This window comes from Mesobacillus selenatarsenatis SF-1 (assembly GCF_000813125.1).
GTDB lineage: Bacteria > Bacillota > Bacilli > Bacillales > Cytobacillaceae > Mesobacillus > Mesobacillus selenatarsenatis.
Map to the genome: position 1 here is coordinate 25,848 of NZ_BASE01000023.1, position 26,765 is coordinate 52,612.

At 42.6% G+C, this 26,765-nt stretch carries 28 protein-coding genes and 2 riboswitches; of the genes, 22 read left to right on the forward strand and 6 right to left on the reverse strand.

Translation table 11 applies throughout. The features are described 5' to 3' along the window. The first annotated feature begins 3 nt into the window (after positions 1-3). The 12 genes from TY49_RS05360 (at position 4) to TY49_RS05415 (ending at position 11,928) form a co-directional block, all read left to right on the forward strand. Complete coding sequence (locus TY49_RS05360; protein ID WP_041964873.1) at positions 4-1,344, forward strand: TrkH family potassium uptake protein; 1,341 nt, start codon at positions 4-6, stop codon at positions 1,342-1,344. Positions 1,345-1,357: 13 nt separating this feature from the next. Then, entirely contained in the window at positions 1,358-2,014 is a 657-nt protein-coding gene (locus TY49_RS05365) for a potassium channel family protein (RefSeq protein WP_041964874.1), read from the forward strand. A 156-nt stretch (positions 2,015-2,170) separates the two neighbouring features. Next, positions 2,171-3,151: a BMP family lipoprotein gene (locus TY49_RS05370; protein ID WP_041964875.1), complete on the forward strand. Its 981-nt coding sequence runs from the start codon at positions 2,171-2,173 to the stop codon at positions 3,149-3,151. Positions 3,152-3,175: 24 nt separating this feature from the next. Continuing rightward, a complete protein-coding gene (locus TY49_RS05375) occupies positions 3,176-4,831 on the forward strand; it encodes a methyl-accepting chemotaxis protein (protein WP_041964876.1) in 1,656 nt (551 codons plus the stop codon). Between the two features lie 378 nt (positions 4,832-5,209). Then, positions 5,210-5,785 carry a chromate transporter gene (locus TY49_RS05380; protein WP_041964877.1) on the forward strand — a complete coding sequence of 192 codons (576 nt, stop codon included), beginning with the start codon at positions 5,210-5,212 and terminating at the stop codon, positions 5,783-5,785. After that, on the forward strand, positions 5,782-6,312 hold the full coding sequence (locus TY49_RS05385; RefSeq protein WP_041964878.1) for a chromate transporter: 531 nt from the start codon (positions 5,782-5,784) through the stop codon (positions 6,310-6,312). Before TY49_RS05380 ends, TY49_RS05385 begins: the two co-directional genes overlap by 4 nt. Positions 6,313-6,460: 148 nt before the next feature. Continuing rightward, positions 6,461-6,566: riboswitch (SAM riboswitch) on the forward strand. A 268-nt stretch (positions 6,567-6,834) separates the two neighbouring features. Further along, complete coding sequence (locus TY49_RS05390) at positions 6,835-7,848, forward strand: methionine ABC transporter ATP-binding protein (RefSeq protein ID WP_041964879.1); 1,014 nt, start codon at positions 6,835-6,837, stop codon at positions 7,846-7,848. Continuing rightward, positions 7,838-8,503, forward strand: a complete 666-nt coding sequence (locus tag TY49_RS05395; RefSeq protein WP_041964904.1) for a methionine ABC transporter permease — start codon at positions 7,838-7,840, stop codon at positions 8,501-8,503. Before TY49_RS05390 ends, TY49_RS05395 begins: the two co-directional genes overlap by 11 nt. Before the next feature lie 21 nt (positions 8,504-8,524). Further along, positions 8,525-9,352: a MetQ/NlpA family ABC transporter substrate-binding protein gene (locus TY49_RS05400; RefSeq protein WP_041964880.1), complete on the forward strand. Its 828-nt coding sequence runs from the start codon at positions 8,525-8,527 to the stop codon at positions 9,350-9,352. A 468-nt stretch (positions 9,353-9,820) separates the two neighbouring features. Beyond that, complete coding sequence (locus tag TY49_RS05405) at positions 9,821-11,080, forward strand: DUF445 domain-containing protein (protein WP_041964881.1); 1,260 nt, start codon at positions 9,821-9,823, stop codon at positions 11,078-11,080. Between the two features lie 97 nt (positions 11,081-11,177). Continuing rightward, positions 11,178-11,555 carry a hypothetical protein gene (locus tag TY49_RS05410; RefSeq protein ID WP_041964882.1) on the forward strand — a complete coding sequence of 126 codons (378 nt, stop codon included), beginning with the start codon at positions 11,178-11,180 and terminating at the stop codon, positions 11,553-11,555. A 13-nt stretch (positions 11,556-11,568) separates the two neighbouring features. Continuing rightward, positions 11,569-11,928: a cupin domain-containing protein gene (locus tag TY49_RS05415; RefSeq protein ID WP_041964883.1), complete on the forward strand. Its 360-nt coding sequence runs from the start codon at positions 11,569-11,571 to the stop codon at positions 11,926-11,928. Between the two features lie 34 nt (positions 11,929-11,962). Here TY49_RS05415 and TY49_RS05420 read toward each other — a convergent pair whose 3' ends face one another. The 3 genes from TY49_RS05420 to TY49_RS05435 form a co-directional block, all read right to left on the reverse strand. Continuing rightward, positions 11,963-12,739, reverse strand: coding sequence for an STAS domain-containing protein (locus TY49_RS05420; protein ID WP_041964884.1), 777 nt, complete (start codon positions 12,737-12,739; stop codon positions 11,963-11,965). 109 nt (positions 12,740-12,848) lie between these two features. Next, positions 12,849-13,352, reverse strand: a complete 504-nt coding sequence (locus TY49_RS05425; protein ID WP_041964885.1) for a DoxX family protein — start codon at positions 13,350-13,352, stop codon at positions 12,849-12,851. A 396-nt stretch (positions 13,353-13,748) separates the two neighbouring features. Continuing rightward, a complete protein-coding gene (locus TY49_RS05435; RefSeq protein WP_041964887.1) occupies positions 13,749-14,264 on the reverse strand; it encodes a DoxX family protein in 516 nt (171 codons plus the stop codon). A gap of 200 nt (positions 14,265-14,464) precedes the next feature. Here TY49_RS05435 and TY49_RS05440 point away from each other — a divergent pair, with 200 nt between their 5' ends. From TY49_RS05440 to TY49_RS05460, 5 genes are all read left to right on the forward strand, one after another. Continuing rightward, positions 14,465-15,652 carry an MFS transporter gene (locus TY49_RS05440; RefSeq protein ID WP_041964888.1) on the forward strand — a complete coding sequence of 396 codons (1,188 nt, stop codon included), beginning with the start codon at positions 14,465-14,467 and terminating at the stop codon, positions 15,650-15,652. Positions 15,653-15,847: 195 nt separating this feature from the next. Next, on the forward strand, positions 15,848-17,233 hold the full coding sequence (locus TY49_RS05445) for an MBL fold metallo-hydrolase (RefSeq protein ID WP_041964889.1): 1,386 nt from the start codon (positions 15,848-15,850) through the stop codon (positions 17,231-17,233). A 442-nt stretch (positions 17,234-17,675) separates the two neighbouring features. Next, positions 17,676-18,374, forward strand: coding sequence for a response regulator transcription factor (locus TY49_RS05450; protein WP_041964890.1), 699 nt, complete (start codon positions 17,676-17,678; stop codon positions 18,372-18,374). Further along, positions 18,364-19,770, forward strand: a complete 1,407-nt coding sequence (locus TY49_RS05455) for a sensor histidine kinase (protein WP_041964905.1) — start codon at positions 18,364-18,366, stop codon at positions 19,768-19,770. Before TY49_RS05450 ends, TY49_RS05455 begins: the two co-directional genes overlap by 11 nt. Positions 19,771-19,831: 61 nt before the next feature. After that, entirely contained in the window at positions 19,832-20,815 is a 984-nt protein-coding gene (locus TY49_RS05460; RefSeq protein ID WP_041964906.1) for a Gfo/Idh/MocA family protein, read from the forward strand. Positions 20,816-21,034: 219 nt separating this feature from the next. Here TY49_RS05460 and TY49_RS05465 read toward each other — a convergent pair whose 3' ends face one another. After that, positions 21,035-22,090: a lactonase family protein gene (locus TY49_RS05465; RefSeq protein WP_041964891.1), complete on the reverse strand. Its 1,056-nt coding sequence runs from the start codon at positions 22,088-22,090 to the stop codon at positions 21,035-21,037. Positions 22,091-22,346: 256 nt separating this feature from the next. Between TY49_RS05465 and nadE the strand changes: the two genes are divergently transcribed. Continuing rightward, complete coding sequence (gene nadE / locus TY49_RS05470) at positions 22,347-23,168, forward strand: NAD(+) synthase (RefSeq protein WP_041964892.1); 822 nt, start codon at positions 22,347-22,349, stop codon at positions 23,166-23,168. A gap of 47 nt (positions 23,169-23,215) precedes the next feature. Here the strand turns inward: nadE and TY49_RS05475 are convergent, their stop codons facing one another. Next, positions 23,216-23,560 (reverse strand): hypothetical protein, encoded by a 345-nt coding sequence (locus TY49_RS05475; protein ID WP_041964893.1) that lies wholly within the window; start codon positions 23,558-23,560, stop codon positions 23,216-23,218. 301 nt (positions 23,561-23,861) lie between these two features. Further along, a riboswitch (cyclic di-GMP riboswitch) is annotated at positions 23,862-23,946 on the forward strand. A gap of 264 nt (positions 23,947-24,210) precedes the next feature. On the opposite strand from TY49_RS05475, the gene TY49_RS05480 reads away from it, so the two are divergent. Further along, entirely contained in the window at positions 24,211-24,435 is a 225-nt protein-coding gene (locus tag TY49_RS05480; RefSeq protein ID WP_023626729.1) for a hypothetical protein, read from the forward strand. Positions 24,436-24,685: 250 nt separating this feature from the next. Then, on the forward strand, positions 24,686-25,018 hold the full coding sequence (locus tag TY49_RS05485) for a nucleoside triphosphate pyrophosphohydrolase (protein WP_041964894.1): 333 nt from the start codon (positions 24,686-24,688) through the stop codon (positions 25,016-25,018). 46 nt (positions 25,019-25,064) lie between these two features. Here TY49_RS05485 and TY49_RS05490 read toward each other — a convergent pair whose 3' ends face one another. Beyond that, positions 25,065-25,580, reverse strand: coding sequence for a DoxX family protein (locus TY49_RS05490; protein WP_041964895.1), 516 nt, complete (start codon positions 25,578-25,580; stop codon positions 25,065-25,067). A 257-nt stretch (positions 25,581-25,837) separates the two neighbouring features. Between TY49_RS05490 and TY49_RS05495 the strand changes: the two genes are divergently transcribed. Continuing rightward, positions 25,838-26,287 (forward strand): DinB family protein, encoded by a 450-nt coding sequence (locus TY49_RS05495; protein ID WP_041964896.1) that lies wholly within the window; start codon positions 25,838-25,840, stop codon positions 26,285-26,287. A gap of 85 nt (positions 26,288-26,372) precedes the next feature. Further along, the gene (locus TY49_RS05500; protein ID WP_041964897.1) at positions 26,373-26,591 is read left to right on the forward strand and encodes a hypothetical protein; all 219 of its coding nucleotides are present in this window, start codon (positions 26,373-26,375) and stop codon (positions 26,589-26,591) included. The last annotated feature ends 174 nt before the right edge of the window (positions 26,592-26,765 follow it).

Consider the following 26,765-nt stretch of genomic DNA (forward strand, 5'->3'; position numbering starts at 1 on the left):
ATCATGCGCAGGAAAATATTTTTAAGGCTGGACCCACCGAAAGTTCTTGTCTATGGGTTTGGAGTAATTATATTGTTAGGGACACTGTTGCTGTCATTGCCATCTTCTACAGTAGATGGGAAGGGACTTCCGTTTTTGGATGCATTGTTTACTGCAACATCCGCAACCTGTGTAACAGGGCTTGTAGTAGTTGACACCGGTGATACCTTCACCCGCTTCGGGGAAATGGTCATCCTGTCGATGATCCAGATTGGCGGATTGGGTTTTATGAGTTTCGCCACTTTGTTCGCATTTATTTTAGGAAAGAGAATTTCATTCAAAGAACGGCTGATCATCCAGGAATCATTGAACAACGCGACTGTAGAAGGAATTGTCAGGCTTGTCAAAAGAATTTTCCTTTTTACAGCGGTAGTCGAAATCACTGGCGGAACCATTCTATCTATGAGATTTTCAGAGGAAATGGCTGCAGGTAAAGCGATTTATTTTGGTTTCTTTCATGCCGTTTCTAACTTTAACAATGCAGGATTCGACCTAATGGGCAGTTTTAAAGGCCTAACAGAATATGCAGAAGACCCGATCGTTAATATCACTATGATTTCACTGATCAGTTTGGGCGGGATTGGATTCATCGTCATGAATGAGCTTTTTGAGTATCGAAGCACTAAGACAATTTCCCTGCATTCAAAAATTGTCTTGGCAATATCAGGTGTTTTGATATTCGGAGGAGCTCTCTTGATTTTCATCCTGGAATATAACAACCCGTCGACCTTGAAGCCGTTAACAATGACTGGTAAAATATTCGGTGCGATTTATCAAGCTGTCACTCCTAGGACAGCAGGTTCGAATACTTTAAATATCCCGGACTTGCAGCAGTCAACCTTATTTTTGATCATCTGCCTGATGTTCGTTGGAGCATCTCCAGGATCGACAGGCGGCGGAATTAAAACAACTACCTTTGCCGTCTTGATCGGTGCAGTCAAGTCACAAATACGCGGGCAGGAAGATGTCACATTCTTTGGCAGAAGAATGGAACAAAGCATAATTTCCAAATCTTTGACGGTCACACTGATTGCGCTTTTCCTAGTGTTTACAATTACAATGATATTGACGATCACCGAATCAGGAAAAGATTTTCTGATGATATTCTTTGAGACAGTTTCAGCCTTTTCAACTGTAGGACTTTCAATGGGCTTGACCCCTGAGCTGTCATCAATCGGAAAAATATTGATAACCATTACGATGTTCGCGGGCCGGGTTGGTCCGTTAACACTGGCATTTGCAGTTACGAAAAAGAAAAAAGAGAATCATTATCGATATCCAGCTGGAAAAGTGATGATTGGGTAGGAGGATGTTTTTTATGGCAAAACAATACGCAGTAATCGGCATGGGCCGTTTCGGATCAAGTGTAGCGACGACTTTATACAATGAAGGAGTCGAAGTGCTCGCGATTGATAAGAGTGAACAACATATTGAGGACTACAAAGAACATGTCACTCATGCAGTAATCGGTGACTCAACGGACGAGCAAACATTGAAGGCAGTAGGGATCAGGAACTTTGATACTGTCATTGTGGCGATTGGAGACGACATTCAGGCAAGTATTCTCACCGTTCTTATTTTAAAAGAGATGGGTGTTTCTAATGTCGTTGCCAAGGCTCTTAATAAACACCATGCACAAGTATTGTTCAAGGTTGGCGCTGACAAAGTCATTTTCCCGGAAAGGGATATGGGAGAGAGAGTCGCACACCAGCTGATGGCATCACCCAATGTATTGAACTTTATTGAGCTTTCCGATGATTACAGTATTGAGGAAATCAAGCTTCCTATAAGCATGGCTGGTAAAAACTTGATTGAAATTAACCTGCGTGCCAAATACAATATCACAGTAATCGGCGTGAAAACTGCCAACAAGGTCGACATCTCTCCAGATCCAGAGAAAACCCTGAGAGCAGAGGATATCCTTATTGTTCTTGGCGAAAATGGCGACTTGAACAGGTTCACTAAAATTAAATAATGTTAATTGAAGCAGGCTGTATTGCACAGTCTGCTTTTTCTATTCATTAGAAGTTAGAAAATTAACAAAAGATAGACTTTCGGCATATTTGTAAACAAAAAATCGCTATGGTCGATGAAATACATATAAATTTTTAAAAGGGAGCAGGACATCTAGATGAAACGAATTATGAATATGCTTGTAATCTTATTTTTACTGTTAGGAACCCTTGCTGGATGTGCAAACTCGGAGCTGAAGGCGAAAGAAAGGGTCAAAATCGGTATTATGTTGTCTGACGTCGGACTTGGAGACCAATCTTTCAGTGATGCGGCTTTTGCCGGTCTGGTAAAAGCGAGAGATGAGCTTGATATTCTTTTTGATTACAGAGAGCTTCAGACTGTTGGTACCTATGAAAAGGGTTTTACTGAGCTTGTCGAAGATGGAAATGATATCGTTATTGGTTTGGGTTTCATGGTCCTTGAGGATCTTGAGAAGGTGGCAAAAAAGAATCCAAAACAACAATTTATTTTGGTTGATTCGGTTTCGGAATTAGATAATATCACATCGATTATTTTTAAAGAAGAACAAGGAAGCTTCCTTGCTGGTGCAGTAGCCGGAATGGCTTCAAAGTCAAATATCGTTGGATTTGTTGGCGGAGCGGATGTTCCACTAATCCACAAATTCAAAGCTGGATTTGAGCAGGGAGTAAAGGCTGTGAATCCGGAAGCAGAGGTAAAGGTGGCATACGCGAATGATTTTGGCAATGCCGAGCTTGGAGGAAAGATTGCTTCAGGAATGATTGATGAAGGTGCGGATGTACTTTATGCAGCAGCGGGTTTTACAGGTGTCGGTGTATTGAAGGAGGCACAATCCAAGAAAAAGTTTGCAATTGGTGTGGATAGTGACCAATACTTTTTTGCCGAAAAAGCGATCATTACCTCGATGCTGAAAAACGTCGATGTTGCGCTATATGAAACAGTCAAGGAGTTCCAGGCGGAAAATAAGCTTAAATCAAAGCAGATTGAACTAGGAATAAATGAAAAAGGTGTTGGGCTTGCGCCAATCAGGGTAATCAAGCTGACTGCGGAACAAGAAAAAAGCCTAGAAGACCTGGAAGCCAAACTATCAAGTAACGAGCTTTCAATACAGCTAGATTAACAAGTTGCAACTGGGGGAGCCAACATGACAATTAAAAAGAAGTTATTGCTTAACTTATTACTCGCGATTGGATTATCGATTGTGATGATCTCTTTTATCATCTACAGAATGCTTATGGTCCAGGCATCGAATCAGGATTACGTGCAGGTATTGCTGACGGTGCAGAATCTTCAGTCTGAGACATCTGCAACGAAGCAATCGCTTAGCAATTTTTCGTTCAACCCAACCGAGGGAAACAGGCAGGATGCTCTGACGAAAATGGAGAAGACCTCTCAGATTTTCACGGAGGCAAAAGGCTTGATTCAGCAGGAAGATAGCAAAAAAGTTTTGGACAAGTCTTTTGAAAAGTTCACTGCCCTGGAGGGTGAAGCCAAAACAGCGCTTGATGAGAAAAATAGTGCGGAAGTGAAGCGCCAGTCACTGCGCAGTGAAGGAGTCCTGAATGACCTTCATCTGCTGAATATACAGGTCAATGATTATTACGATTTTCTGCAAGAGGACTTGAAAAATCAGATTCAATTCATTATATTCTCGGCAATCATAGGCAGCATCCTGCTTGTTGTGGTCGCCGGCGGAATCGGAATCAGGCTGACGAGTACAATCACCAAACCATTGAAACAGATTGCTATTAATGCACAAGAAATCGCCAAAGGAAACTTGATGATCGAAAAAGTTCCTTATAAACATAAAGATGAGCTGGGAACCTTGAATGAGTCGTTTGATTTGATGGCGGCACAATTGACATCCTTGCTTCAAAAGGTGAATATGGCGAGCAGGGAAGTAGAGGATTTCGCAGCGGAAATTGAGCAGGAAAATATCGCGCTGACGGAAATCTCTAATCAAGTAGCAGTATCAACGGATGAGCTTTCTGCAGGAGCACAAACCGTTTCAGAGGATTTACAGCAATCAGTTGAGCTAATTGATGATATGGATAAAGAAATTATGCTTAACCTGGATCACACTCAGGAATCGTCTTCTTACAGCAAGGAAGCTGTGGAAGCAATTGGCGAAGGAAGAAAGGCAATCGAAGGACAAAAAGCCTTAATTTCGGAAAACAAAATGGCTTCACAGTCCATCCAGACAGCAACTGACCATTTCGTAGGCTATGCAGCAAAAATTGAAGATATGGCCGCATCCGTTTCAGCAATAGCAGCCCAAACGAATTTGCTCGCTTTAAACGCTGCCATCGAAGCAGCAAGGGCAGGCGAGGCTGGAAAAGGTTTTGCGGTAGTCGCAGCAGAGGTCAGAAAGCTTGCGGAAGAATCCAACACTGCTACTACGCAAATCTTTGATATGGTCAACCTGCTGAAAAACGGTCTCGATGAGATAGGAGAAGCAGTGAACAAAGGCGGTATCATCGCTGATAAACAGATGGAATCGATGAATTTAACGATGAGTGCATTTGGGAATATCGAATCCAAGGTGACCGGCATTTCGGAAAAAGTTGCTCAACTTGTTAAAGGGATGGAGGCTTCAAAAGAACTTGGTGCTAAGGTCCTCCATAATGTCGAATCCATCAGCGCTGTCGTAGAGGAGACAGCAGCAGGCAGCGAGGAAATCTCAGCTTCCACCACTGAACAATTATCGGCATTCGGTAACTTATCGAAAAAGGTTACTGACTTGAGAAAGCTGACGAGTGAGTTGAATGATTCAGTTTCGATTTTTAAGTTTGATAGATAATTTGATGAGTATCATAGCCTTAGGGTTGTGGTACTTTTTTTATACGAATAGCTATTCGGATGGATGCAGAATTGCGACTTGGTCGAAATATTCGTGAATGTGGTCGAATTAATTCGAAAAGTGGACGAAATATTCGTGAATGTGGTCGAAATAATTCAAAAAGTGGTCGAAAAAATTAAAAATTCGCCAATATATGTCCTCGCGAAGGGAGCAGGAACATTTACATAGCGAGAATTACGATAAAAGATGCCACCGTCGGTAAATTAACTTGAATTTGACATGCAGTATCGAATATATGAGTCTATAATAAAATAAAAGCAATAAGATTTATAGAAAGAGACCGCTTTAGGCACTAATAACAGAAGAGAAGGTGAAGTTTTGAAACAAAGAGATTTATTCTTAGCTTTTTTTCGAGTCGGAATCCTCGGCTATGGCGGCGGCCCGTCTTCGATTCCGCTTGTACATAAGGAAGTGGTAGAAAAATATAAATGGATGGATTCTGATGAGTTCGGGGATGTCCTTGCCTTAGGGAATGCACTGCCAGGACCAATTGCCACAAAAATGGCTGGCTACATTGGCTATCGTGTAGGAGGATTCCTGGGTATGATCAATGCTCTTGCAGCGACGATGATCCCGGCAATCATCCTGATGATCCTGCTGCTGACTGGCCTGAACTCATACAAAGATGAGCCATGGGTGAAAGGAATGGCGGAGGCTGTTGTCCCAGTTGTTGCAGTCATGCTCGCTGTCCTGACATGGGATTTCATCAAGAAGTCAGGTAAATCCAAGCTTGGATGGGCCTGGACAGCTGTAGCGCTTATTGGCAGCCTGGTACTTCTTCAATTCTTGAATCTGCATCCCGCTATTTTAATTTTTGTATTGCTGCTGAGTGCCTTGCTGAAAAAAGACCCTGCTCCTGCTGAAAATAAACAAAGAGGAGGGGAGAAACAATGATTTATTTCCATATATTTTTGGCCTTTTTCATTCCGGGAATTTTAGGATATGGCGGTGGACCTGCCTCCATCCCATTAATCGAAAATGAGGTGGTTGACCGTTATGAATGGATGACAGTCAATGAATTCAGTGAAGTTCTGGCGATGGGCAACGCCCTGCCAGGACCGATTGCAACCAAGATGGCAGGCTATATTGGATATGCAGAAGGCGGAATTCTAGGTGCAATAGTTGGAGTATTTGCCACGGTGGCACCATCCTTAATCCTAATGATCAGCTTGCTCGGACTGTTGATGAAGTTCAAAGATTCCCCGCGTGTCAAAAGGCTGACAATCGTCGTCCGCCCTGTCATTGCCGTCCTTTTAGGAGTCATGACCTATGATTTCTTTTTCTCTTCCTATGAGGGGGTCGGCCTGATGCAGACGATTCTGATTGGCGGAATCAGCTTCATCCTGATGGAAAAATTAAAAGTCCACCCTGCATATGTCATCGCAGGATCCCTTGTTTACGGTGCCCTTGTTTTATCTTAACAAGGGTTTTTCTTTTTTAAAATAAAAAAATATTTCCTTACTCCCTCAATCGTGTAAGCGGTATCAATACGGAATCTCCGAAAAAACTTTATTGACAAATAAATCAGATAGTCTTAATATTTCAATTATCGAAATTAATTTAATAAGAAACTTATCAAGAGAGACTGAGGGATTAGGCCCTATGACGTCCGGCAACCTCCTTTTTGGGAAAGGTGCCACTTCCTACAGAATGATTTCATTCTGAAAGATAAGTCGTATAGATGTTTACGATGCCTCTTTCTATGAATGAAAGGGGCTTTTTTATTTTTTAGGCTTTGTTAAACACGGCTGTTGATTTTCGTTCCATGCGCTTCGCTTTCCGCGGGTAGTCCGGGAGCCTCCTCGGCGCTTCAAGCGCCTGTGGGATCTCCCGAGGACTTGCTCATCCCGCAGGAGTCTTCGCGACTTCCACTACAATCAACAGGATTTATAAACAACATTTAGCTTTAACAGAGCCATTTTAAAAAAACGGGGGTGCAAATGATGATTGAAGTGAAAAACCTGGTCAAGATTTATGAAACGAAAAAAGGAACTGTTACAGGTGTCGACCATGTTTCATTAAAAGTAGAAAAGGGAGAAATATACGGAATTGTCGGCTACAGCGGGGCGGGCAAAAGTTCTTTAATCAGGTGCCTGAATCTCCTCGAAAAACCGACATCCGGAGAGATACATATTGACGGTGTGGAACTTACTTCCTTGAGCAAGACAGAACTGAGAAAAGCGCGCTTGAAAATCGGGATGATCTTTCAGCATTTCCATCTTGTAAGTGCAAAGACAGTTAGTGAGAACATTGCATTTGCACTGAAAGCTGCAGGCCTTCCGAAAGCTAAAATCCATGATAGAGTAACTGAGCTACTTGATATGGTCGGCCTTTCGGATAAAAAAGATGTTTATCCAGCACAATTGTCGGGCGGACAGAAGCAGCGTGTCGGCATCGCCAGGGCACTCGCGAATAATCCATCAGTGCTCTTGTGTGATGAAGCTACTTCGGCTCTGGATCCGAGCACGACGAAATCGATTCTATCTCTACTTAAAAAGATTAATAGTGAATTGGGTATCACCATTGTCCTTATCACCCATGAGATGGAAGTCGTTAAGACGATTTGCGACAGGATGGCTGTTATGCAAGATGGGAAAATCATCGAAGAAGGGAATGTATACGAAGTCTTCGCGAATCCGAAACAACAGCTCACAAGAGACTTCGTCAACTCCATCCTTCAATTCGAATTGCCGGAAAGGTTGCTGGAGGAGCGTCAAGGAAAGCTGATCAAGATTTATTTCCAGGGTGAGATTGCCGAGCAGGGAGTCATATCTGATGTATTCCAGACCTTTAAGGTCCGCGGCAATATCCTGCATGGGAAAATTGAATATATTCAGGATATTCCACTGGGGATTTTCATCATGGAGGTCACGGGAGAACAAGTAGAGATTGATCGGGCGATAGCCTACATAGCGGCAAGGACGAAAAACCTGGAGGTGATTGATGATGCTGCTTGATAACCTGATTTCAATGCTGCCGGAACTGAACAAAGCATTCTTTGAAACAATCTATATGGTCGGCATTTCCATCCTTGTCGCCATTATCGTAGGCCTGCCTACTGGGATCCTGCTTTTTGTCACTGATAAAGGACTTTTCCTTGAAAATCAAACTTTTAAAAATATTGCAGGCTTCATCGTCAATATGATCCGCTCGGTGCCATTTATTATCTTGTTGATCGCCCTTCTGCCACTGGCGAATCTAATCGCAGGTACAACCATCGGGCCGACAGCCGCATCTGTTTCATTATCAGTCGCGGCGATTCCGTTCTTTGCTAGAATTGTAGAGCAAAGTTTCCGGGAAATCGATAAAGGAGTCATTGAAGCTGCCGTTGCGACAGGCGCTACTCCGTGGATGATCATTAAAGATGTACTTATACCAGAGGCTAAGCCTGGCATCGTCCAGGGTGTGACCATCACCATCATCAGCCTTGTTGCCTATTCGGCAATGGCGGGCATTGTCGGTGGCGGGGGAGTTGGTGACCTGGCGATCCGCTTCGGCTATTACCGATACGACAATACAATCATGGTCACGACAGTGATTATCCTGATCTGCCTCGTCCAGCTGATCCAGTTTGGCGGAGACAGGATTGCAAGAGTAGTAGACAAAAGATAAATAATAGGGGGTTCTTTTAAAATGAGAAAATTATTCTTTTCAGTAGTGTTGTTATTATCAATCGGGCTGCTTGCTGCATGCGGCAGCGACTCAGCATCCAGCGGCGATGCGAAAGCAGACGCAAAACAAGTGACATTCGGCGCGACATCCGGTCCATACAGTGATATGGTCTCAAAAGCTATCAAGCCACTTCTGGAGAAGAAAGGCTATGAAGTAAAAGTAGTCGAATTCAGCGATTACATACAGCCGAACCTGGCTTTGTCAAAAGATGATCTTGACGCTAACCTGTTCCAGCACAAGGTGTATATGGAAAACTTCGCGAAAGAGCATAAGCTTGAGTTATCGGAAATCATCGTAGTGCCAACCGCGCCAATGGGGATTTACTCTAAAAAATTCAATTCATTGGATGAAGTCGCAGACGGTTCTGCCATCGCGATTCCAAATGATCCAACAAATGCAGCACGCGCCTTCCTGATTCTCGAAGACGCTGGATTAATTAAGCTTGACCCTAATGCTGACCCACTGACAGTTTCTGAAAAGGATGTTAAAGATAACGTTAAAAACCTTGAGTTCAAGCCAATCGAAGCAGCGCAGCTTCCAAGAGCAGTCGAAAGCGTCGATCTTTCCGCTGTACCAGGCAACTTTGCTCTAGCAGCAAAAATGGACCTGCTTGATGCGCTTCAGCTGGAAAACATGCCTGACCAATACCGCAACCGCGTCGTCATCAATACAAAAGACCAGGATGCTCAATTCGCAAAGGACATCAAAGAAGTCGTAGAATCTGCAGAGTTTGAAAAAATCATCGATGAAGAGTTCAAAGGCTTCGGAAAGCCAGAGTGGATGGAGTAGAATAGTTATCATAATGAAAGTCCCGGCAGCCAAAGCACCCGGGACTTTTCCTTTTTTATAGCTTTCTCCCCTATAAATTGGTTAAAATATTGAAGAGACTCTTTTTAGGAAGGCTCTTTTGTTCTTTTATAGTAGATATCTGCACTAACTAGGCGGAAAGGTAACAACCATAAGCCCAAAGAGGCCGCCGAGCCAGAAAAGGTCACATAGAAAAATTCTATAAGCACAAATGAGACCGACGAGCTAGAAAAGGTCCTATAGAACAAATCTATAAGCCCAAAAGAGGCCGCCGAGTCCAAAAAGGTCACATAGAAAAATTCTATAAGCCCAAAAGAGGCCACCAAGCTAAAAAAGGTCACATAGAAAAATTCTCTACAGGCGGGACGAGCACTTAAAAAGACACTGCGAGCCTTTCACAAGTAATAGAATGTCATTTGGAATCAATCTAACAGTAACAGAGGGAGATATATGGAAAAACGAGATAAGAGATCTAGACATTTGGCGGCTATTTCGCTGGCGATTATGGGGGCGGGGTTCCTTGCTACGATGCCGTTCCAGGATTCATTGATTGGCAAACTGCTAATGGGCGGGTTTGAAGCCGGGCTCGTTGGCGGTCTTGCGGACTGGTTTGCTGTAACAGCACTATTCAGGCATCCGATGGGTATCCCGATTCCTCACACCGCGCTTTTGCCGAAAAATCGTGATAAAGTAACGCGTGCGTTAATCAATATGCTTGAAAATGACTGGCTCACGAAAGAAAGCATCATGGATAAGTTCAAGCAGATTCATATTCTGGATAAAATTTTCGAAACGGTTGAGAAGGAACTGCGTTCTGAGTCTGTTAAGCAGAGCATTCAGTCATTCAGCCTGGATGTCGTGAAAAAGATAGATGTAGAAAGGTTTGCGCCAACAATTGAACAGGAAATCAAAGGTTTCCTTCTATCAGCTGATACTTCCGATCTTCTGCAAAAAGCCTCCAGCCACGTATTGTCGAAGGAATATGAGGCGGCAGCATTCAATTATGTGCTGATAGAGACGGAGAAATGGGCGTCGCAGGATGAAGCGAAAATGGTTCTTGGGAAACTTGGTAAACAGGCAATTGATACAACGGAAGCGGATGGTCTGTTAAAATTTGCGATCCAATCGTTCAGCAATATGATCACTGAAGAAAAAGTCGGCAACATTTTGCAGTCCTTTATTTTAAAAAGAATGAAAAACCTGCAGCAGGAAGATAATCGCTACCGCCATATGATTCTTGAGAAAATCCGCAAAGAACTTGGCAATATAAATGAGCGCGAAGCATTAATGTCCGAAATCCAGAACTGGAAAAACAAGATGGTCGAGGATATGGATTTAACCGGACAAATCAGGGGTGTACTGGCAAAGTCAAAGGATCGTGTCATTGCTTTTATCGAAGCAGACAGCTTTGTTGACGATACCGTTACTCCAGTGGTGAAAAGGTTCATACATGAAATCAAAGAAGATGAGAGTAAGGTAGCGGCAATCGAAAGCTGGCTCCACGCCAAAATTGCCGGCTTGATTGAAAGAAATCATTCAAAGATCGGCAAACTTGTTCGAGAGAATCTTGACAAGCTTGATACGGAAACACTGATTGATATGATGGAAAACAACATCGGAAAAGACCTGCAATGGATCAGGGTGAACGGTGCCGTCTGCGGCTTCCTGATTGGAATCGGTTTGACGATCTTTAAGCTTGTTGTTTTGTAAAATAGTACCTGCGAGACCAGTCCACTATCCTGGATTGGTCTTTTTCTGTATTAATGAATATGAAATAAATGGTAATATGATTATGGGAGGGGAATGCATGGCTAAAAGGAAAATGGTTTTAACATTGACTTTCATTCTAGTTAGTGTCGTTCTTTTAACAGCGTATTGGGCGTATAACCACAACATAGTGTCCGGTAATTTTGATCAATTGACCATTAGTGGCATGAATGGCGAGACAATAAAAGTTATAGAAGACAAGGACGAGATTGCCAAAATATTATCAGACATTAATGGAAGCCCGAGGACCTTCAAGTATGATAATGGTTTAACATACGATTATTTACCGCATGGCATCATGACCTTTGAAAATAGTACAGAAAAAGTGCAAATTGGCTTGCTTTTTAAAAACGGAAAGACGATTACAAAGTATTGGGAAATTGATACGGAGTTTCTTTTCGGAAATACATCAGAATAGGGGAGTGGCAAAGATGGAGAAGGTAAATATAAGTGAAAAGTTCTCGCTTTTCAGTGACTATTGGAGTCCGAAAATCGCCGGGGAAATAAATGATATGCATGTTAAGTTCGCCAAACTGAAAGGTGAGTTCATCTGGCATAAACACGAACATGAGGATGAGATGTTCCTCGTCATAAAAGGAAAGCTGCTGATAAAATTCAGAGATAAGGACGTGCACCTGGAGGAAGGGGAATTCATGATTGTACCTAAAGGCGTGGAGCACCTTCCCATTGCAAAGGAAGAAGCGCATGTTATCTTCTTTGAACCGAAATCAACTGTTAATACGGGTGAAGAAGTGAATGAAAGAACAGTTTCAAAACTTCCATCGTTATAAAATAAAAGGCTCGGTCCAATGACCAAGCCTTTCTTCATTCACTAATATTCACAAGTTGAAATCCAGTTTCTTTCCAAACATAGCGGATTCCATGGACAAATGTATTGAAAGTAGGGACATCAACAAGCAGTCCATTCAGTACGATTGATTTGGCCATTTCGGGACGTATTCCTACATAAATCGATTGCACCCCCATAAGCTTAAGGGCATTGATGACCTGCTGCAGACGGAACGCGATGGGTGCATCCAGTTCATCTGAAACACCGGTAAAGTCAAAAATGACATATTGATTTCCTTGTTGGGCGCTATGTGAGAGGATTTTTTCGCCGAGCAGTTCCAGTCGTTCTTCAGTCAATTTCCCCATAACTGGAACAAGGACAGCTGAGTCTACAGACAGCGGGATGACAGGCATATCAAGGATGTGAAGTTGTTTCCTGTTTTCCTCCAGTGTTTCTTCAAATTCGGTTACGTCTTTCCACGTAAGGATAAATCCGCTTTCAATGCCTTCATTGTTAGTTAGTCGATCCACCATAATCTCAGCCGAGAATTTGTTGAACAAGGTAATGCTAGCAGAATGAGGGAAGTTTCCTCCGGCCAGGATATTCTGTTGACGGCTGCCATGGAACTCTCCTAAATTTCTGCCGATAAATTCCGCTGGATCATTGATTCCAACATAAGGGCCAATTTGTGCCAATAATTTCATCGCAGAATCATTGATAAAAACGATTTCGTAATCTTCATTAGCGATTAAGATATTTTCGTTGATTTTATTTAAAAGTTGGTGAGTGTTTATTGCACTGAAATTGAACACAGGAATCGCTCCTATTCTGGTAGGCGTACTATGTAAAATTATAGCTAAGTTTTCCAGTTGGGACAAGGAATAGAAAAAGCCTCCTGCAAAAGCTCAGGAGGCTGACAATTCATTTAGTGGCTGCTTTCTTTTTGAAGAAGATTTTTCGAAGATATGGTATTACCCAGTGGTCTAATCCATATCTGCCTGCGTTATAGCCAGCGAAGAGGATCATGAATCCGAAGAAAATATCTGTTGGATTATGGGATACGGTTCCGGCAAGGAAAAAGCTGAAGTTCATCAGTAAACCGAAGAACATGGCGGCAGTTGTCAAACAGCCGAGGATGAGTCCCAGACCGACAAGGAATTCACCGACCGGTACTATGAAGTTGAAAAGCTCAATGTTCGGCAGCGCGAAGTTTTCCAGAAAAGAGACATACCAGCCATAAACCATGTTCCCATCAGGACCTTTTACCGGATTCGCGACGGCATTTTTCAAATAACCAGTTGCGTCAAAACCATCCCCAGTCATTTTATGCCATCCAGCAACCATCCAGTTGTAACCGAGCCATATACGTATAAAAGTCAAAATTCCGGCGGCAACATTATTTTCTCTCAACCAATTTGCGAACATATCAATCGCTTCCCTTCAAGGATGAATTATTATTTGATTACACTACAATATATTGATCTTTTAAATGAAAATGCGGGCTGGAAGTCTTTGTTCACAAAATAGCAAAAACATATTGTCAGGATTTTGAACACTTGGCGAAGGTGATAACGGTAGAAAAGGTGAGAGAAACAGATGTGGAGGATTAACGTGTAAATAGTGGGGGGAACACAAGCGGAGGATCAACGGAAAAAAGGAATTAGTCATGATATCAGGCAAAGGAGATATCGGGAAAAAAATAGCCAGTCAAAACACCAGGCAGAGCTGATAACGAAAAAAGAGCCAGTTAAAACACCAGAAAGAGCTGATAACGACAAAAAAGAGCCAGGCAAATGCCAGGCTCTTTGTTAATGATTTAAGTTAAACTGCTTTATGCGCAGTTTCAGCTTCTCTTTTGAATACAGTTTTACGGATGAAAGGAACCACCCAGCGGTCCAGACCGTATTTACCAGCGTTGTAGCCTGCGAACAGGATGATGAAGCCGAAGAAGATGTCAGTTGGGTTGTGAGATACTGTTCCGGCAAGGAAGAAGCTGAAGTTCATCACTAGGCCAAAGAACATTGCTGCAGTTGTCAGAGTTCCAAGGATCAAACCAAGACCAACGAGAAATTCGCCTAGCGGTACGATAAAGTTGAATAATTCAATGTTCGGGATTGCAAAGCTTTCAAGGAAGCTCACATACCATCCATATACCGCATTTCCGTCTGGACCCTTTACTGGATTCGCTACCGCGTTTTTCAAATATCCAGTTGCGTCAAATCCATCACCTGTCAATTTGCCCCATCCAGCTGTCATCCAGTTATATCCAAGCCAAACCCTAATCACAGTCAACAGGCCAGCAGCAACATTGTTTTCTCTTAACCATTTAGCGAACATATAAATCGCTTCCCTTCAAAAATAAGTAATTATTGATTACACTTACAATATATCAGAATCCGAAATAAAAATGATTAGTTTGTGAATGTGTTCACAAAAACACAACAACAAATTGACGGAATGTTGAACATGAACCCTGAAAAGAGGATATATCGGCTACAGTGCCTAAACAAAGCGCCTAACAGAAAGGATGAAAACAGATGGATCAACAATCAGGAGCAACTCAACAAGACCCGGGCACTGAGAAAATCTGGAGCAGGGACTTTTTATTCATTTTCCTTGCTAACTTTTTTATTTTCCTTGGATTTCAAATGACATTGCCTACGATACCATTGTTTGTGGAGCAGCTAGGTGGAAATGACCAGCTGATTGGTTTTGTCGTAGGAATCTTTACTTTTTCAGCATTGCTTGTCCGTCCTTTCGCAGGGCGCATGCTTGAAACTAAGGGGAGAGGCTTTGTCTACTTGATAGGCCTGTCGATATTCGTGTTATCTGTTGGCTCATTTGGGTTTGCAGTCAGCATCGCCTTCTTGTTTTTAATGAGGGTAGTGCAGGGAGTTGGCTGGGGTTTTTCTACTACTGCTTCTGGCACAATTGCTACAGATTTAATCCCACCCCGGCGCAGAGGGGAAGGGATGGGCTATTTTGGGCTCTCCGGAAACGTTGCTCTTGCGATGGGCCCGACTCTCGGACTGGCACTCGCTGAAGTCATTACATTTAAACAGCTGTTTTTAGGTAGTGCCTTTCTCGGCCTGACAGCTTTCCTACTAGCATCAAGGATCACGTATAAAACAGTTGAAAAAAGCGAGAGGGAAGTTGAGCGGCGCAGATGGGATGTATATGAGAAATCCGCATTACAGCCATCTTTATTATTATTGTTTATCACGGTGACTTTTGGAGGAATTGCATCCTTTCTGCCCCTCTATTCAGCCCAGAAAGGTATTGAGGGAATCCAGTGGTACTTTTTTATTTTTGCGATGGCTTTGATGCTGTCACGATCTTTTGCAGGCAAGCTTTATGATAAAAAAGGCCACGGTGCGGTTTTCCTGCCAGGGACTTTATTAATCATGATCGCAATGATTTTGCTGGCATGGTTGCCGAATAGTCTTGTTATGTTTATCGCAGCAGGGTTATATGGATTCGGATTTGGATCTGTCCAGCCGGCACTGCAGGCATGGGCAGTACAGGATGCGCCAATGAATCGAAAGGGTATGGCGAACGCGACCTTCTTCTCCTTTTTCGATTTAGGCGTTGGGGTTGGGGCAATGGCTTTTGGCCAAATCGGTCATTGGCTTGGATATGGCAGCATCTACATTGCCTCAGCCATTTCCGTTTCAATCTCGATTATCTTGTATATTTTTATGGGAAGAAGAACTGTGAGAAATTAGACCTGTTCCATACCGGAGCAGGTTTTTTATTTGAAGCATTGGTGTATTCAAAGTAAAATACAGTTATAGGTATTTATTGGCATTAAGGCAGCGCCCACTGGCATATTTTATGGCTTTTAAAAAAATATGGTGCAGGGTATAGAGGAGTATAGACTTCATGAACCTATGAAAACAAAAAATGCAGGAGGAATCGCTATGTATTTCAAATCTTTTTTTGATGATCAGCTAGCACATATGTCTTATTTAATAGGCTGCCAGAGAACTGGTGAGGCCATTGTCATTGATCCGGCAAGAAATATCCAGCCTTACCTGGATATCGCGAAAAAAGAAGGCTTCAATATTTCTGCCGCAACAGAAACTCATATTCACGCAGACTATCTCTCTGGTGCAAGGGAGCTTGCTCACCATCATGGGGCCAAGCTTTATGTATCAGACGAAGGTGATAAAGATTGGAAGTATCTATATGTCGATCAGTATGAGCATGAATTGCTTACTGAGGGATTGACTTTTAACATCGGAAATATTTATTTCGAAGTTATACACACGCCGGGCCATACACCGGAAAGCATCTCATTCCTATTGACTGACAAGGGCGGCGGTGCGAATGAACCGATGGGGATTTTCACCGGTGACTTCCTGTTCGTAGGCGATGTTGGCCGCCCAGACCTTTTGGAAAAAGCGGCAGGCATTAAAGATACATCTGAATCAGGGGCACGACAGATGTTCGAATCACTTCGCAAAATGGAAAAGCTTTCGGACTTCCTGCAGGTATGGCCAGCACACGGAGCAGGCAGCGCATGCGGAAAATCCCTCGGCGCTGTGCCGATGTCCACTTTAGGCTATGAGAAAAAATTCAACTGGGCTTTCCAAATAAACGAGGAGGAAAAGTTCGTAGAAGAGCTGCTTGCCGGTCAGCCAGAACCTCCTAAGTACTTTGCCGAGATGAAAAAGCTCAATAAAGTTGGCCCGGAATTACTTCGCCGTGAAGAAACTCCTAAAGTTTCATTATCTGACGCTGGCAATGCAGCAGTCGTCGACACCCGGCCGGCAGATGAGTTCGCTGAGGGGCATGCAGAAGGAACAATCAACATTCCGTATAACAAGTCCTTCACGAACTGGGCAGGATGGCTATTAAGCTATGAACAGGACATCGTGCTGATTGCTGATCCTGAAAAATTACCTGATGTGGAAAAATCCCTGCAGTCAATTGGACTTGACCAGGTCACAGGATATGTTGACCCGAAAGAGCTCGGCGGCAGTCTGGAAGAATACAAGACCGTAACCGCCAGTGAGGCAAAAGATCTGATGGAAGACGAAAACTATTTCGTCATCGATGTACGCAACCAGAGTGAGTGGGACAGCGGCCATATCCCAGGTGCCCACCATCTGATGCTCGGAAACCTGACTGACAACCTGGACAAGGTTCCTAAAGACAAAAAGATCATCGCACACTGCCAGTCAGGCGCGCGCTCCGCAATCGGCACAAGCCTGTTACTGAAAAACGGTTACAAAAACGTAGTCAATCTCGAAGGCGGCTACTCCGCCTGGGAACAGGAAGGACTTCCTGTTAAAAAAGATTAATGAACCTAGAGCCAGCTCAGTTGATGAGCTGGTTTTCTTTTTATGTTTAAAAGGAATAACAATCTATAAATCAACAAAAAAACATCACTCTTAAAACATGAACAAACTATGACCAAATGATTAAATAATCTGTAACAATGGTTAAAAAAGTTGATTCTAGCTTGATTCCGCTATAATTTAGAATTAACAGATATCAGGTTGACGGCTATAATGTGCGGATAAAGAAGCGACAACAGGAATTATCGTCACATAAAAGGTTCTAATGTGCGGATAAAGCAGGAGCAACAGGAATTATCGTCACATAAAAGGTTCTAATGTGCGGATAAAGCAGGAGCAACAGGAATTATCGTCACATAAATGGCTCTAATGTGCGGATAAAGCAGGAGCAACGAAGGTTATCGTCACATTAGCACAAACAGAAGGAGAAATAGAGGGGATTACCATGAAAATATTAGTCATAGAGGATAATGAGAGTGTCTGCGCGATGATCGAGATGTTCTTTTTAAAAGAGGAAATCGAAGGAAGGTTTGTGAATGATGGCCTGAAAGGGTACGAGACTTTTAAAAGTGGAGAATGGGATCTGCTGATTGTCGACTGGATGCTCCCTGGCATGGATGGTGTCACCTTGTGCAGGAAAATCAGGCAGGAGGGCAGTGATGTGCCGATCATCATGCTGACGGCAAAGGACAGTGAGTCTGATCAGGTGCTCGGACTGGAAATGGGGGCAGATGATTATGTGACAAAGCCCTTCAGCCCGCTGGCTTTGATGGCAAGGATCAAGGCTGTGGCCCGCCGCTATCAAAAGCAAAAGCCAGAAGAGAACAGTGAAGTTGGAACAAGCCTGCTTAAAGTCAATAAGGAAACGCGTGAAGTGACTCTGGACGGCAAACCAGTGACGAACTTAACTCCGAAGGAATTCGACCTGCTTCTCTTTTTCGCCCAGCATCCCCGCCAGGTTTTCACAAGGGAGCAGCTTCTCGAACGTGTATGGGGATATCAGTTTTACGGAGACGAGCGTACTGTAGATGTCCATATCAAACGGCTGAGAAAAAAGGTGGGTACGCTTGAACAGCCATTGTTCCATACTGTATGGGGCGTCGGTTATAAATTCGATGAGTCGGTTGATGGGAATGAAAGTTAAGTATATTTACCAGCAGTTCATCAGCCATATCAGCATCATCATCGTTGCTTTCCTCATTCTGAGCCTGGTCTTCACACAGTATGTGGAAACCCTGGTTTATAAAAACAAGACCGAGGAGCTGATTTCCTACGGAGAGAATATCCTCCGTGATCTTGATCGAGGCAGTGAGCGCCCTGACCAGGTGATCAATCAATATGCCCGCGTTCTTTTTGGCCGGGATATCCAGTTCAGTGTGTTTGATGAGAATATCCAGCTCCTCAATCCCATCAGGTGGAGAGGACCGGCGATTGAATTAACGGAGAGTGAGTGGAGCCAGCTTACAAACGGAACACCGATTGTTAAAAACTATGATCTCGAACGTTATGACAGGGCCGTGACCCTGGTTGTTTTGCCATATGTGGATCGTGGGAATTTCGTTGGCGGCATTCTACTCACCTCTCCAATCAGTGGGACTCGGGAAATGATTACAGAAATCAATAAGAACTTATTTTATACAATGCTGATTGCGCTCGCGGTATCTTTCCTGCTGAGCTGGATGCTGGCGCGCATCCATGTCCATCGAATCAAAAAAATCCAGGAAGCAACATCGGTCGTTTCGGCAGGGGATTATACGATAAAAGTTCCGTCCTCTGACTTCGATGAAATCGGGGAATTGGCCAATGATTTTAACAGTATGGTAAGCAAGCTTAATGAATCAAAATCTGAGATCGAAAATCTTGAAAACAGGCGTCGCCAGTTCATGTCGGATGTTTCCCATGAATTGAGGACACCGCTCACGACAATCAGCGGAATCATCGAAGGGTTGAGGAATAATATGATTCCAGAAGCTGAAAAGGAGCGCGGCATCAATTTGGTCAGCCAGGAAACGAAGCGACTGATCAGACTGGTGAATGAAAACCTCGACTATGATAAAATCCGTTCAAATCAGGTACAGCTTTTTAAAGAGGATATTGAATTGATTGAGGTTCTGGAAATCATTCAGGATCAGCTCGGATTGCAGGCGGAGGAGCGGTATAACCAGATTGAAATCGAAGCGGAAGAAACGGCAATGGTATATGCCGATTATGACCGTCTCGTCCAGATTCTCATCAATATTACGAAGAACAGCATCCAGTTCACTGAAAATGGGACAATCTGGCTTCGTGGCAGGTTGGATGGAACCAATACGGTGATTGAAATCGAGGACACCGGATTGGGAATACAACCAGCTGAGATCGAAAAAATCTGGCATCGCTTTTACAAAGCGGACATCTCAAGGACAAGTAATCCGTTTGGTGAGTTTGGGCTTGGTTTGTCTATCGTCAAACAGCTGGTTCAGATGCACGATGGAAAAATTACCGTTGAAAGCCAGCATGGAAAAGGGACAAAGTTTGTGATTGAGCTGCCTTTTCGATAAGATGAAAAAAGAAGCTGCGGGCATTGCCTCCAGCTTTTGCTATTTTGAAAGGATGAGTATTATGGTGCGTTTTGGTGTGGTAGGTACGAATTGGATTACAGAAGCTTTTATAAAAGGTGCTAGTCATCATGAGGACTTTCAGCTTGCGGCAGTTTATTCGCGTACAGAGGAACGCGCTGCGGAGTTTGCGGAAAAACTCGGAGCGAATTCCACATTTACTGATTTAGAAGACATGGCGAAAAGCGATGTGATTGATGCAGTCTATATCGCGAGCCCGAATTCCATGCATGCAAGCCAGGCAATCACGTTCATGGAAAATGGCAAGCATGTGCTGTGTGAAAAAGCAATCGCGTCCAATAGCGATGAGCTTGCAGTAATGATAAAGACTGCAAGAGAAAATCAGGTAGTTTTGATGGAGGCATTAAAATCAACCCTTATGCCAAACTTCAAAGCTGTCCAGGATCATATTGATAAAATTGGCAAGGTCAGAAGGTACTTCGCAAGCTATTGCCAGTATTCTTCCCGATATGACAAATATAAAGAGGGCACAGTGCTGAATGCCTTTAACCCTGAATATTCGGCAGGTTCCTTAATGGACATTGGCATTTATTGCATCTATCCGCTAGTAGTCTTGTTTGGAGAGCCAAAATCGGTCCAGGCGAATGGCTATGTGCTTGAGTCGGGGGTAGATGGGGAAGGCAGCCTGATATTGAAATACGATGAAATGGATGCTGTCATCATGTTCTCGAAAATCACCGATTCGACCCTTCCATCTGAAATTCACGGCGAAGATGGCAACATTAGAATCGATAAAATCAGTAGCCCTGAAAAAGTGGAAATCATCTATCGAAATGGGAAAAAGGAAGATATATCAAGAGAGCAGCTTGCTGATAATATGTTTTATGAAGCTGAGGAGTTCATCACTTTGATTCAGCAGGGGAAAACAGAATCAGTGAACAACTCGATTGAAAACTCAAGAGTCACCATGGCAATTCTGGATGAAGCAAGAAAGCAAATGGGAGTCCGATTCCCGAGTGACAAATAAAAGGGAAGGTGCACAGGAGGCACCTTCCCTTCTTCTTTTAGTCATTGGCTGTTTTCGCATTGATTGTTGCTTTTCGAACATGTCATTGCATCCGAACTCTTAAGGGCATCGGTTTCTTTTCGATGAGACTTCTGAACTGAAAATGCTCTTAAAAATCGTAAAAACCCAGGTGCCAGTTTTTACTTTGGCTGTGAAAGTAAAAAAGTTTGCGAAAAGAGCTTAGTAATTCAAAAATTTCACGCATACCGGGTCTGGAACTTTTACATCAGACTGCAATAATGTCAATTTGCCTGTCTCCTGATTACGAGAATATAGCGCGACATTGCTGGAATTCTGATTCGTCGCAATCAGGAATTTCTCACTTGGATCTAGCACAAAATCCCTCGGCCAATTCCCTTCAGTCGATGTGTGTGCGACAAATGAGAGCTTAAAGCTTTCAGAATTCACCTGGAAAATAGCAATGCTGTCATGGCCGCGGTTGGCAGCGTAGACGAATTTCCCGTCAGAGGAAATATGGATGGCGCTTCCTTGGTTGTTTTCAGTGAAATCAGCTGGCAGAGTGGTAATTGCTTGAAGCTGTTCAAAACTGCCATCTTCGGAATTATATTTTAAGACAAGAACCTCTGAACTGAATTCTGTCATCAAATAGGCAATTTTATTGTTCGGATGGAAAACAAGGTGTCTTGGACCGCTTCCAGGCGCAACATCCAATACACTTTTCTCAATCAATTGCCCGTTATCCAGGGAGTAAGTGATCAACTGGTCGATGCCAAGGTCGATGACTGCTGCGTACTTCCCATCCGGAGTAAAGCCGGCATAATGGGTATGCGCTTTTTCCTGACGCTCATCAGGACCTGAGCCTTCATGTACAGCACTTGATAAAACTGCCTCAATATTGCCATCTTCAGGGTTTAGCAGATACGAATCTGCAGATCCTTTATGATAATTTGCAGATAAAAGCAGGTTGTTTTCTTTGTTCACGCTCACATGGCATGGAGATGCTCCTGCGGAAAGCTGGGTATTAATGAACGATAATTGTCCTGAATCCTTAATGCTGAATCCAGCCACGCCACCAGTTCCTCCTTCCTTTGCCACTGCATATAGGAAGCGGTTATCTTCACTGATTGTCAGGTAGGTAGGGTTTTCAAGCGCTGCTGCCGCCTTCACATCAATAATTTTTCCATTGGTTTCATCCAGTGTAAAAGAATAGATGCCCTCACTATCACCTTTTGTATATGTACCGAAATAGCCTGTGAATTTTTCATTAGCTGCCATTGTTAATGCCTCCAATTTGATTAAGCATTTATAGTCTAAGTTATAGTCTAGCAAAAAAATGTTGTTGGACAAAATGTTACGAACAACAAGCTAATGGGTAAAATAAAGCGTGAACCTATTATTCGTGATGTTAGATTTCCTGACCAACATCTGGACTTTAAACTTTTTAAGGGATATGCTCTTTTTATAATGGTGATCTAACCTATATTAGTGAAAGAGCATGATGAATAGTTAATAGTGATTTAGGAGGTTTATTATGAGCTTGCAAAAACAGATTATAGAAGCGTTGAATGTCCGGCCGGAAATTGATCCTCAGGAGGAAATCAGGAACAGAATTGTCTTCCTCAAGGAGTACTTACAAGTTTCAAAAGCAAAAGGGTTCGTTCTTGGAATTAGTGGCGGCCAGGATTCCACCCTTGCCGGAAGGTTGGCACAGCTCGCAGTGGAGGAACTGCGTTCAGAAGGTACAGAGGCTACATTTGTGGCTGTTAGACTTCCATATTCAGTGCAAAAAGATGAAGATGATGCACAGAAAGCGTTGAAGTTCATCCAGGCTGATAAAACGATCACTTTTAACATCCAGCCGGCGGTAGACACTTTTAACACGCAGTTTGAAGATGCAATCGGTGGTAAAATGACCGATTTTAACAAAGGGAATGCGAAGGCACGCATGAGGATGATCACGCAATATGCAATTGCCGGTCAAGAAGGATTGCTTGTGATTGGTACCGACCATGCAGCGGAGGCCGTTACAGGTTTCTTTACAAAATACGGTGATGGCGGAGCCGACTTGCTACCACTATCTGGCCTGAACAAGAGACAGGGAAGGGAGCTGCTCAAAGCATTGAATGCAGAACCAAGATTGTATCTCAAAGAGCCGACGGCCGACCTTCTCGACAACAAGCCGCTCCAGGCAGATGAAACCGAGCTTGGTGTGAGTTATGAAGCGATCGATGATTACTTGGAAGAAAAGCAGATTGACGAAGCAGATGCAGAAAAAATTGAAAGAAGATATCTTACTTCAGAGCATAAACGACAAGTGCCTGCATCCATGTTTGATTCCTGGTGGAAGAAATAAGATGAAAGAAGCCTGGCTGAAATTTTCTTCAGCCAGGCTTTCATCATTTATTCCGATTGTGCAACTGCAAAATGAGGTGTATCTTCTTTTTCAGTGACTTTTTCAATCTTATCGGTGAACATTTGGAAGACTCTTTTCTTCTCTTCCAGTTCCTTGATATATTCCTTCAAATCATTGAACTTTTCCTCAAAAGGCTGATGGTACAATTCGCGGATCTTCCTGTTCAAATCTGGATTGACAGTTGATTGGACAACCTGCTTTGTAATGTTGAATTTATATGTATATACCTTTAACTCGTTCTTCACTTCTTCATATTCCGTATCAATCTCTTTAAGAATCTCTTCTATTTCTGCTTTCCATTCATCTAGCGACATCTTAACATGCTGTTCCATACGGATCCTCCTGCCATTCGCCTGTAATAAAGCTTCTTCTCTCTATTCTAGCAAGTGAATTTTACATGGAGATTGCTGCTATATTACATTGTTAAAACAATCTAGTCAGAAAGCAGAGCTGCCTTCGGACAAAATCACGTGAAAGAGCAGGAGAAATGACCAACAAGTCCTTCCCTAAAAATAATTAAAATCTCACTGAAAAAATTTTCCCAATATTTTTTATAGGAAAATAGACTTATATTTGTAATTATTTGGCGAATTTTGTTGAAAAAATAGTCCTTAAGATTTATATTTTAATTAGAACTGAAAAAGGCAAACTTATCGAAAGGTAAGGACGCAAAGCCACGAGTCTAAGGCGTTTTAGCTATGATCGTCGGGTTGCCAAAAAAGATCGGATGCAAATAAGAAGATAGGTAAAAGGTTTTATTTTACCGCTTGTAGAAAAAAATCCGCCATCTTTTTGGGGATTTTTTTATTTGGAATGTCCCTTTCTACTCAATATTGCAAAAAGAACTAAATTTCACGTTTGCCGATTGCGAGAGAGGATAAATAATACTTAAGTAACTTGACAGGACAAAATAAAATAATCCTTTTGGCAGGTTTGGTTTTATCACATAGGATTTAAAATTTAACGGAAGGTGGAGGAATCGTTGACTGTATTATTTGGAACGGTAGAGTACTTCGAACGGGAAATTGAGTTTCATTTATCAGAGGTTGAAAAAAGAGAGCGGCTGAAAGAAGAAATCAATCAAATTCAAATGAAGCTTGAAGAAGAGCTGCTGAATGATTTTATCTGCGACGAGAAGCTAAGAATGGAATGCCTGCAGAATCTATCAAATGCCTGCAGTAAATTAACAGAAGATTATGTAGTTTGAAACAAGATTGAAGCCTGTGGACCGATCCACAGGCTTTTTCTATTAATCTATTCAATTTGAAAGATGGATGAAACCAAGTTGCTATATATTCTAGTTTTTGTGAAAGAAGAATGTTGTTTTTTAGCATTGTTGGTTGGAGATCTGGAACAGAAACCAATTACCTATTTAACAGAGCATTATTTTAAAAAAGTGTTTGAACATCTCGAATAAAGGATATGTTTATCAATAGGACAGCTAAAGGGGAATCGACATGGAGAAAAAGGAATATAACAAGCTTGTTAGAGACTATTTTCCGGATTTAATGAAGGAAAAAGGCAAGAATGTTGAATTTGAAATTTTGAATGGAAGTCAATATAGTGAAAAACTTATGGAGAAGTTCAATGAGGAAGTCGAGAAGTTCCGTAATGTTGGAACTGACAGGCTGCTGAGTGAGATCGTCGACTTGCTTGAAGTGGTATATGCGATTGCCGATCATCGCGGCATCACGGAATCTGAAGTGGAGTTCATGCGCCAGCTTAAAAAGACACGCAGCGGCGGCTTCAGGAAAAAGATCATGCTCAAAACAATAGAAGAAAAATCCTGAAAAGAAAAGCCCTCTGCCTTGTCGGCGGAGGGCTTTTGCTATATCGTTAAGCAGATTTATGTGCAACTTCTGGTGTTTGTTTGAAAACAGTCTTGCGGATGAAAGGAACCACCCAGCGGTCCAAGCCGTATTTACCAGCGTTGTAACCAGCGAACAGGATGATGAAGCCGAAGAAGATGTCTGTTGGGTTGTGAGATACTGTTCCGGCAAGGAAGAAGCTGAAGTTCATCACAAGGCCGAAGAACATGGCCGCAGTTGTCAGTGTTCCAAGGATCAAACCAAGACCAACAAGGAATTCTCCCAGTGGAACAATGAAGTTGAAAAGTTCGATATTTGGGATCGCAAAGCTTTCAAGGAAGTTTACATACCAACCATATACTGCGTTTCCGTCTGGACCTTTTACTGGATTGGCAACTGCATTTTTCAAATATCCAGTTGCGTCGAATCCATCACCAGTCAATTTTCCCCATCCAGCAGTCATCCAGTTGTAGCCTAGCCAAACACGAATTACAGTCAACAGGCCAGCAGCAATATTGTTTTCTCTTAACCATTTAGCAAACATCTAAATCGCTTCCCTTCAAAAATTAATAATTAGTACACTTATAAGATATCAATGAAATTTATGGAAATCTGTGAAAAAAGTGTGAAGACACATATCAGCCATAATGTTATGAACAAATTTTGTCAAAGGATTCCCTTTAGTGGAATATAATACCTAAAGGGGTATTCGTAAGATTATTCCTTTTTCCTTGCTGCATATATTGGAAATATATAGAATAAATATATGACGAAGTACAAGCTGGAAAGGGGAATGGAAATATGAGCGAGCTCTTATTTAAGCAGTTTGAATTAACAAGAGGTTCTTTTTTGAAAAACATTGTGGCCATCACTGCGGAACAGGCAAGTGTGCAGCCAGAAGGATTCAATAATAACATCCACTGGCACATCGGGCATGTGCTGACAGTTACAGAACAATTCATGATGGGGTTCCCGAAAAAATCGAGTCATCTCCCTGCAAACTACATAGAGTTATTCGGAAATGGTACCCGTCCATCCGAGTGGACGGGGGATGTTCCATCTGTTGATGATTTGCGTGACCAAATGAAAGCCCAGCTTGGGAGGATCAAGGAAGTTCCAGCTTCGATGCTGGAAGAAAAGCTTAAGAAGCCTTTTCTGGGTCTGGAGACTTTTGGAGAGATTGCAAACATGGCACTATTTCATGAAGCCTATCATCTCGGCCAAATCCATGCGATGAAAAAATTGGTATAATAGCAGAGTCCTTTTTTGGGCTCTTTTTTTTGAAACCTGATATCCCTTTTTACGTATTAGTAACTAAGGAAGGCAGGTGGGAGAAATGGGCAAGGATAAGGATTCAAGACTTCTGAGAAGATGGCTGATCTTAATCATTTCCGCTGCTGTAGCTGGAGGATTATCAATTTTCATTGACATCATGTGGATTAAAAAGACACTGTGGGTCATATTGCTGTTAATCGGTTTTGTCGCAGCAGGGTCAGTGTATGAGTTTTATGAGAGTTGGCTAAATAATCTGGATAAAAAAAGTGATAAGAAATAAAGACTCACTTCGAAAATCGAAGTAGGATCATCAAATGATATAGAAAAAAGTTGCGGATATAGGTGAGTTGGGAAAGCAACAGCACATGGATGAGGCGAGGTATCCAACTGGGAAGTTCCGCGAAACCTATCATTTTTTCTGCGAATGACTAATAGATTTCATGGAGTAGAAGCA

Bases quoted from the DNA above. Each gene is read 5' to 3' on its own strand.
- TY49_RS05360 (WP_041964873.1), top strand. From the start codon at position 4: ATGCGCAGGAAAATATTTTTAAGGCTGGACCCACCGAAAGTTCTTGTC.
- TY49_RS05365 (WP_041964874.1), top strand. From the start codon at position 1,358: ATGGCAAAACAATACGCAGTAATCGGCATGGGCCGTTTCGGATCAAGT.
- TY49_RS05370 (WP_041964875.1), top strand. From the start codon at position 2,171: ATGAAACGAATTATGAATATGCTTGTAATCTTATTTTTACTGTTAGGA.
- TY49_RS05375 (WP_041964876.1), top strand. From the start codon at position 3,176: ATGACAATTAAAAAGAAGTTATTGCTTAACTTATTACTCGCGATTGGA.
- TY49_RS05385 (WP_041964878.1), top strand. From the start codon at position 5,782: ATGATTTATTTCCATATATTTTTGGCCTTTTTCATTCCGGGAATTTTA.
- TY49_RS05390 (WP_041964879.1), top strand. From the start codon at position 6,835: ATGATTGAAGTGAAAAACCTGGTCAAGATTTATGAAACGAAAAAAGGA.
- TY49_RS05395 (WP_041964904.1), top strand. From the start codon at position 7,838: ATGCTGCTTGATAACCTGATTTCAATGCTGCCGGAACTGAACAAAGCA.
- TY49_RS05400 (WP_041964880.1), top strand. From the start codon at position 8,525: ATGAGAAAATTATTCTTTTCAGTAGTGTTGTTATTATCAATCGGGCTG.
- TY49_RS05405 (WP_041964881.1), top strand. From the start codon at position 9,821: ATGGAAAAACGAGATAAGAGATCTAGACATTTGGCGGCTATTTCGCTG.
- TY49_RS05410 (WP_041964882.1), top strand. From the start codon at position 11,178: ATGGCTAAAAGGAAAATGGTTTTAACATTGACTTTCATTCTAGTTAGT.
- TY49_RS05415 (WP_041964883.1), top strand. From the start codon at position 11,569: ATGGAGAAGGTAAATATAAGTGAAAAGTTCTCGCTTTTCAGTGACTAT.
- TY49_RS05425 (WP_041964885.1), bottom strand. From the start codon at position 13,352: ATGTTCGCAAATTGGTTGAGAGAAAATAATGTTGCCGCCGGAATTTTG.
- TY49_RS05435 (WP_041964887.1), bottom strand. From the start codon at position 14,264: ATGTTCGCTAAATGGTTAAGAGAAAACAATGTTGCTGCTGGCCTGTTG.
- TY49_RS05440 (WP_041964888.1), top strand. From the start codon at position 14,465: ATGGATCAACAATCAGGAGCAACTCAACAAGACCCGGGCACTGAGAAA.
- TY49_RS05445 (WP_041964889.1), top strand. From the start codon at position 15,848: ATGTATTTCAAATCTTTTTTTGATGATCAGCTAGCACATATGTCTTAT.
- TY49_RS05450 (WP_041964890.1), top strand. From the start codon at position 17,676: ATGAAAATATTAGTCATAGAGGATAATGAGAGTGTCTGCGCGATGATC.
- TY49_RS05455 (WP_041964905.1), top strand. From the start codon at position 18,364: ATGAAAGTTAAGTATATTTACCAGCAGTTCATCAGCCATATCAGCATC.
- TY49_RS05460 (WP_041964906.1), top strand. From the start codon at position 19,832: ATGGTGCGTTTTGGTGTGGTAGGTACGAATTGGATTACAGAAGCTTTT.
- TY49_RS05465 (WP_041964891.1), bottom strand. From the start codon at position 22,090: ATGGCAGCTAATGAAAAATTCACAGGCTATTTCGGTACATATACAAAA.
- nadE (WP_041964892.1), top strand. From the start codon at position 22,347: ATGAGCTTGCAAAAACAGATTATAGAAGCGTTGAATGTCCGGCCGGAA.
- TY49_RS05475 (WP_041964893.1), bottom strand. From the start codon at position 23,560: ATGGAACAGCATGTTAAGATGTCGCTAGATGAATGGAAAGCAGAAATA.
- TY49_RS05485 (WP_041964894.1), top strand. From the start codon at position 24,686: ATGGAGAAAAAGGAATATAACAAGCTTGTTAGAGACTATTTTCCGGAT.
- TY49_RS05490 (WP_041964895.1), bottom strand. From the start codon at position 25,580: ATGTTTGCTAAATGGTTAAGAGAAAACAATATTGCTGCTGGCCTGTTG.
- TY49_RS05495 (WP_041964896.1), top strand. From the start codon at position 25,838: ATGAGCGAGCTCTTATTTAAGCAGTTTGAATTAACAAGAGGTTCTTTT.
- TY49_RS05500 (WP_041964897.1), top strand. From the start codon at position 26,373: ATGGGCAAGGATAAGGATTCAAGACTTCTGAGAAGATGGCTGATCTTA.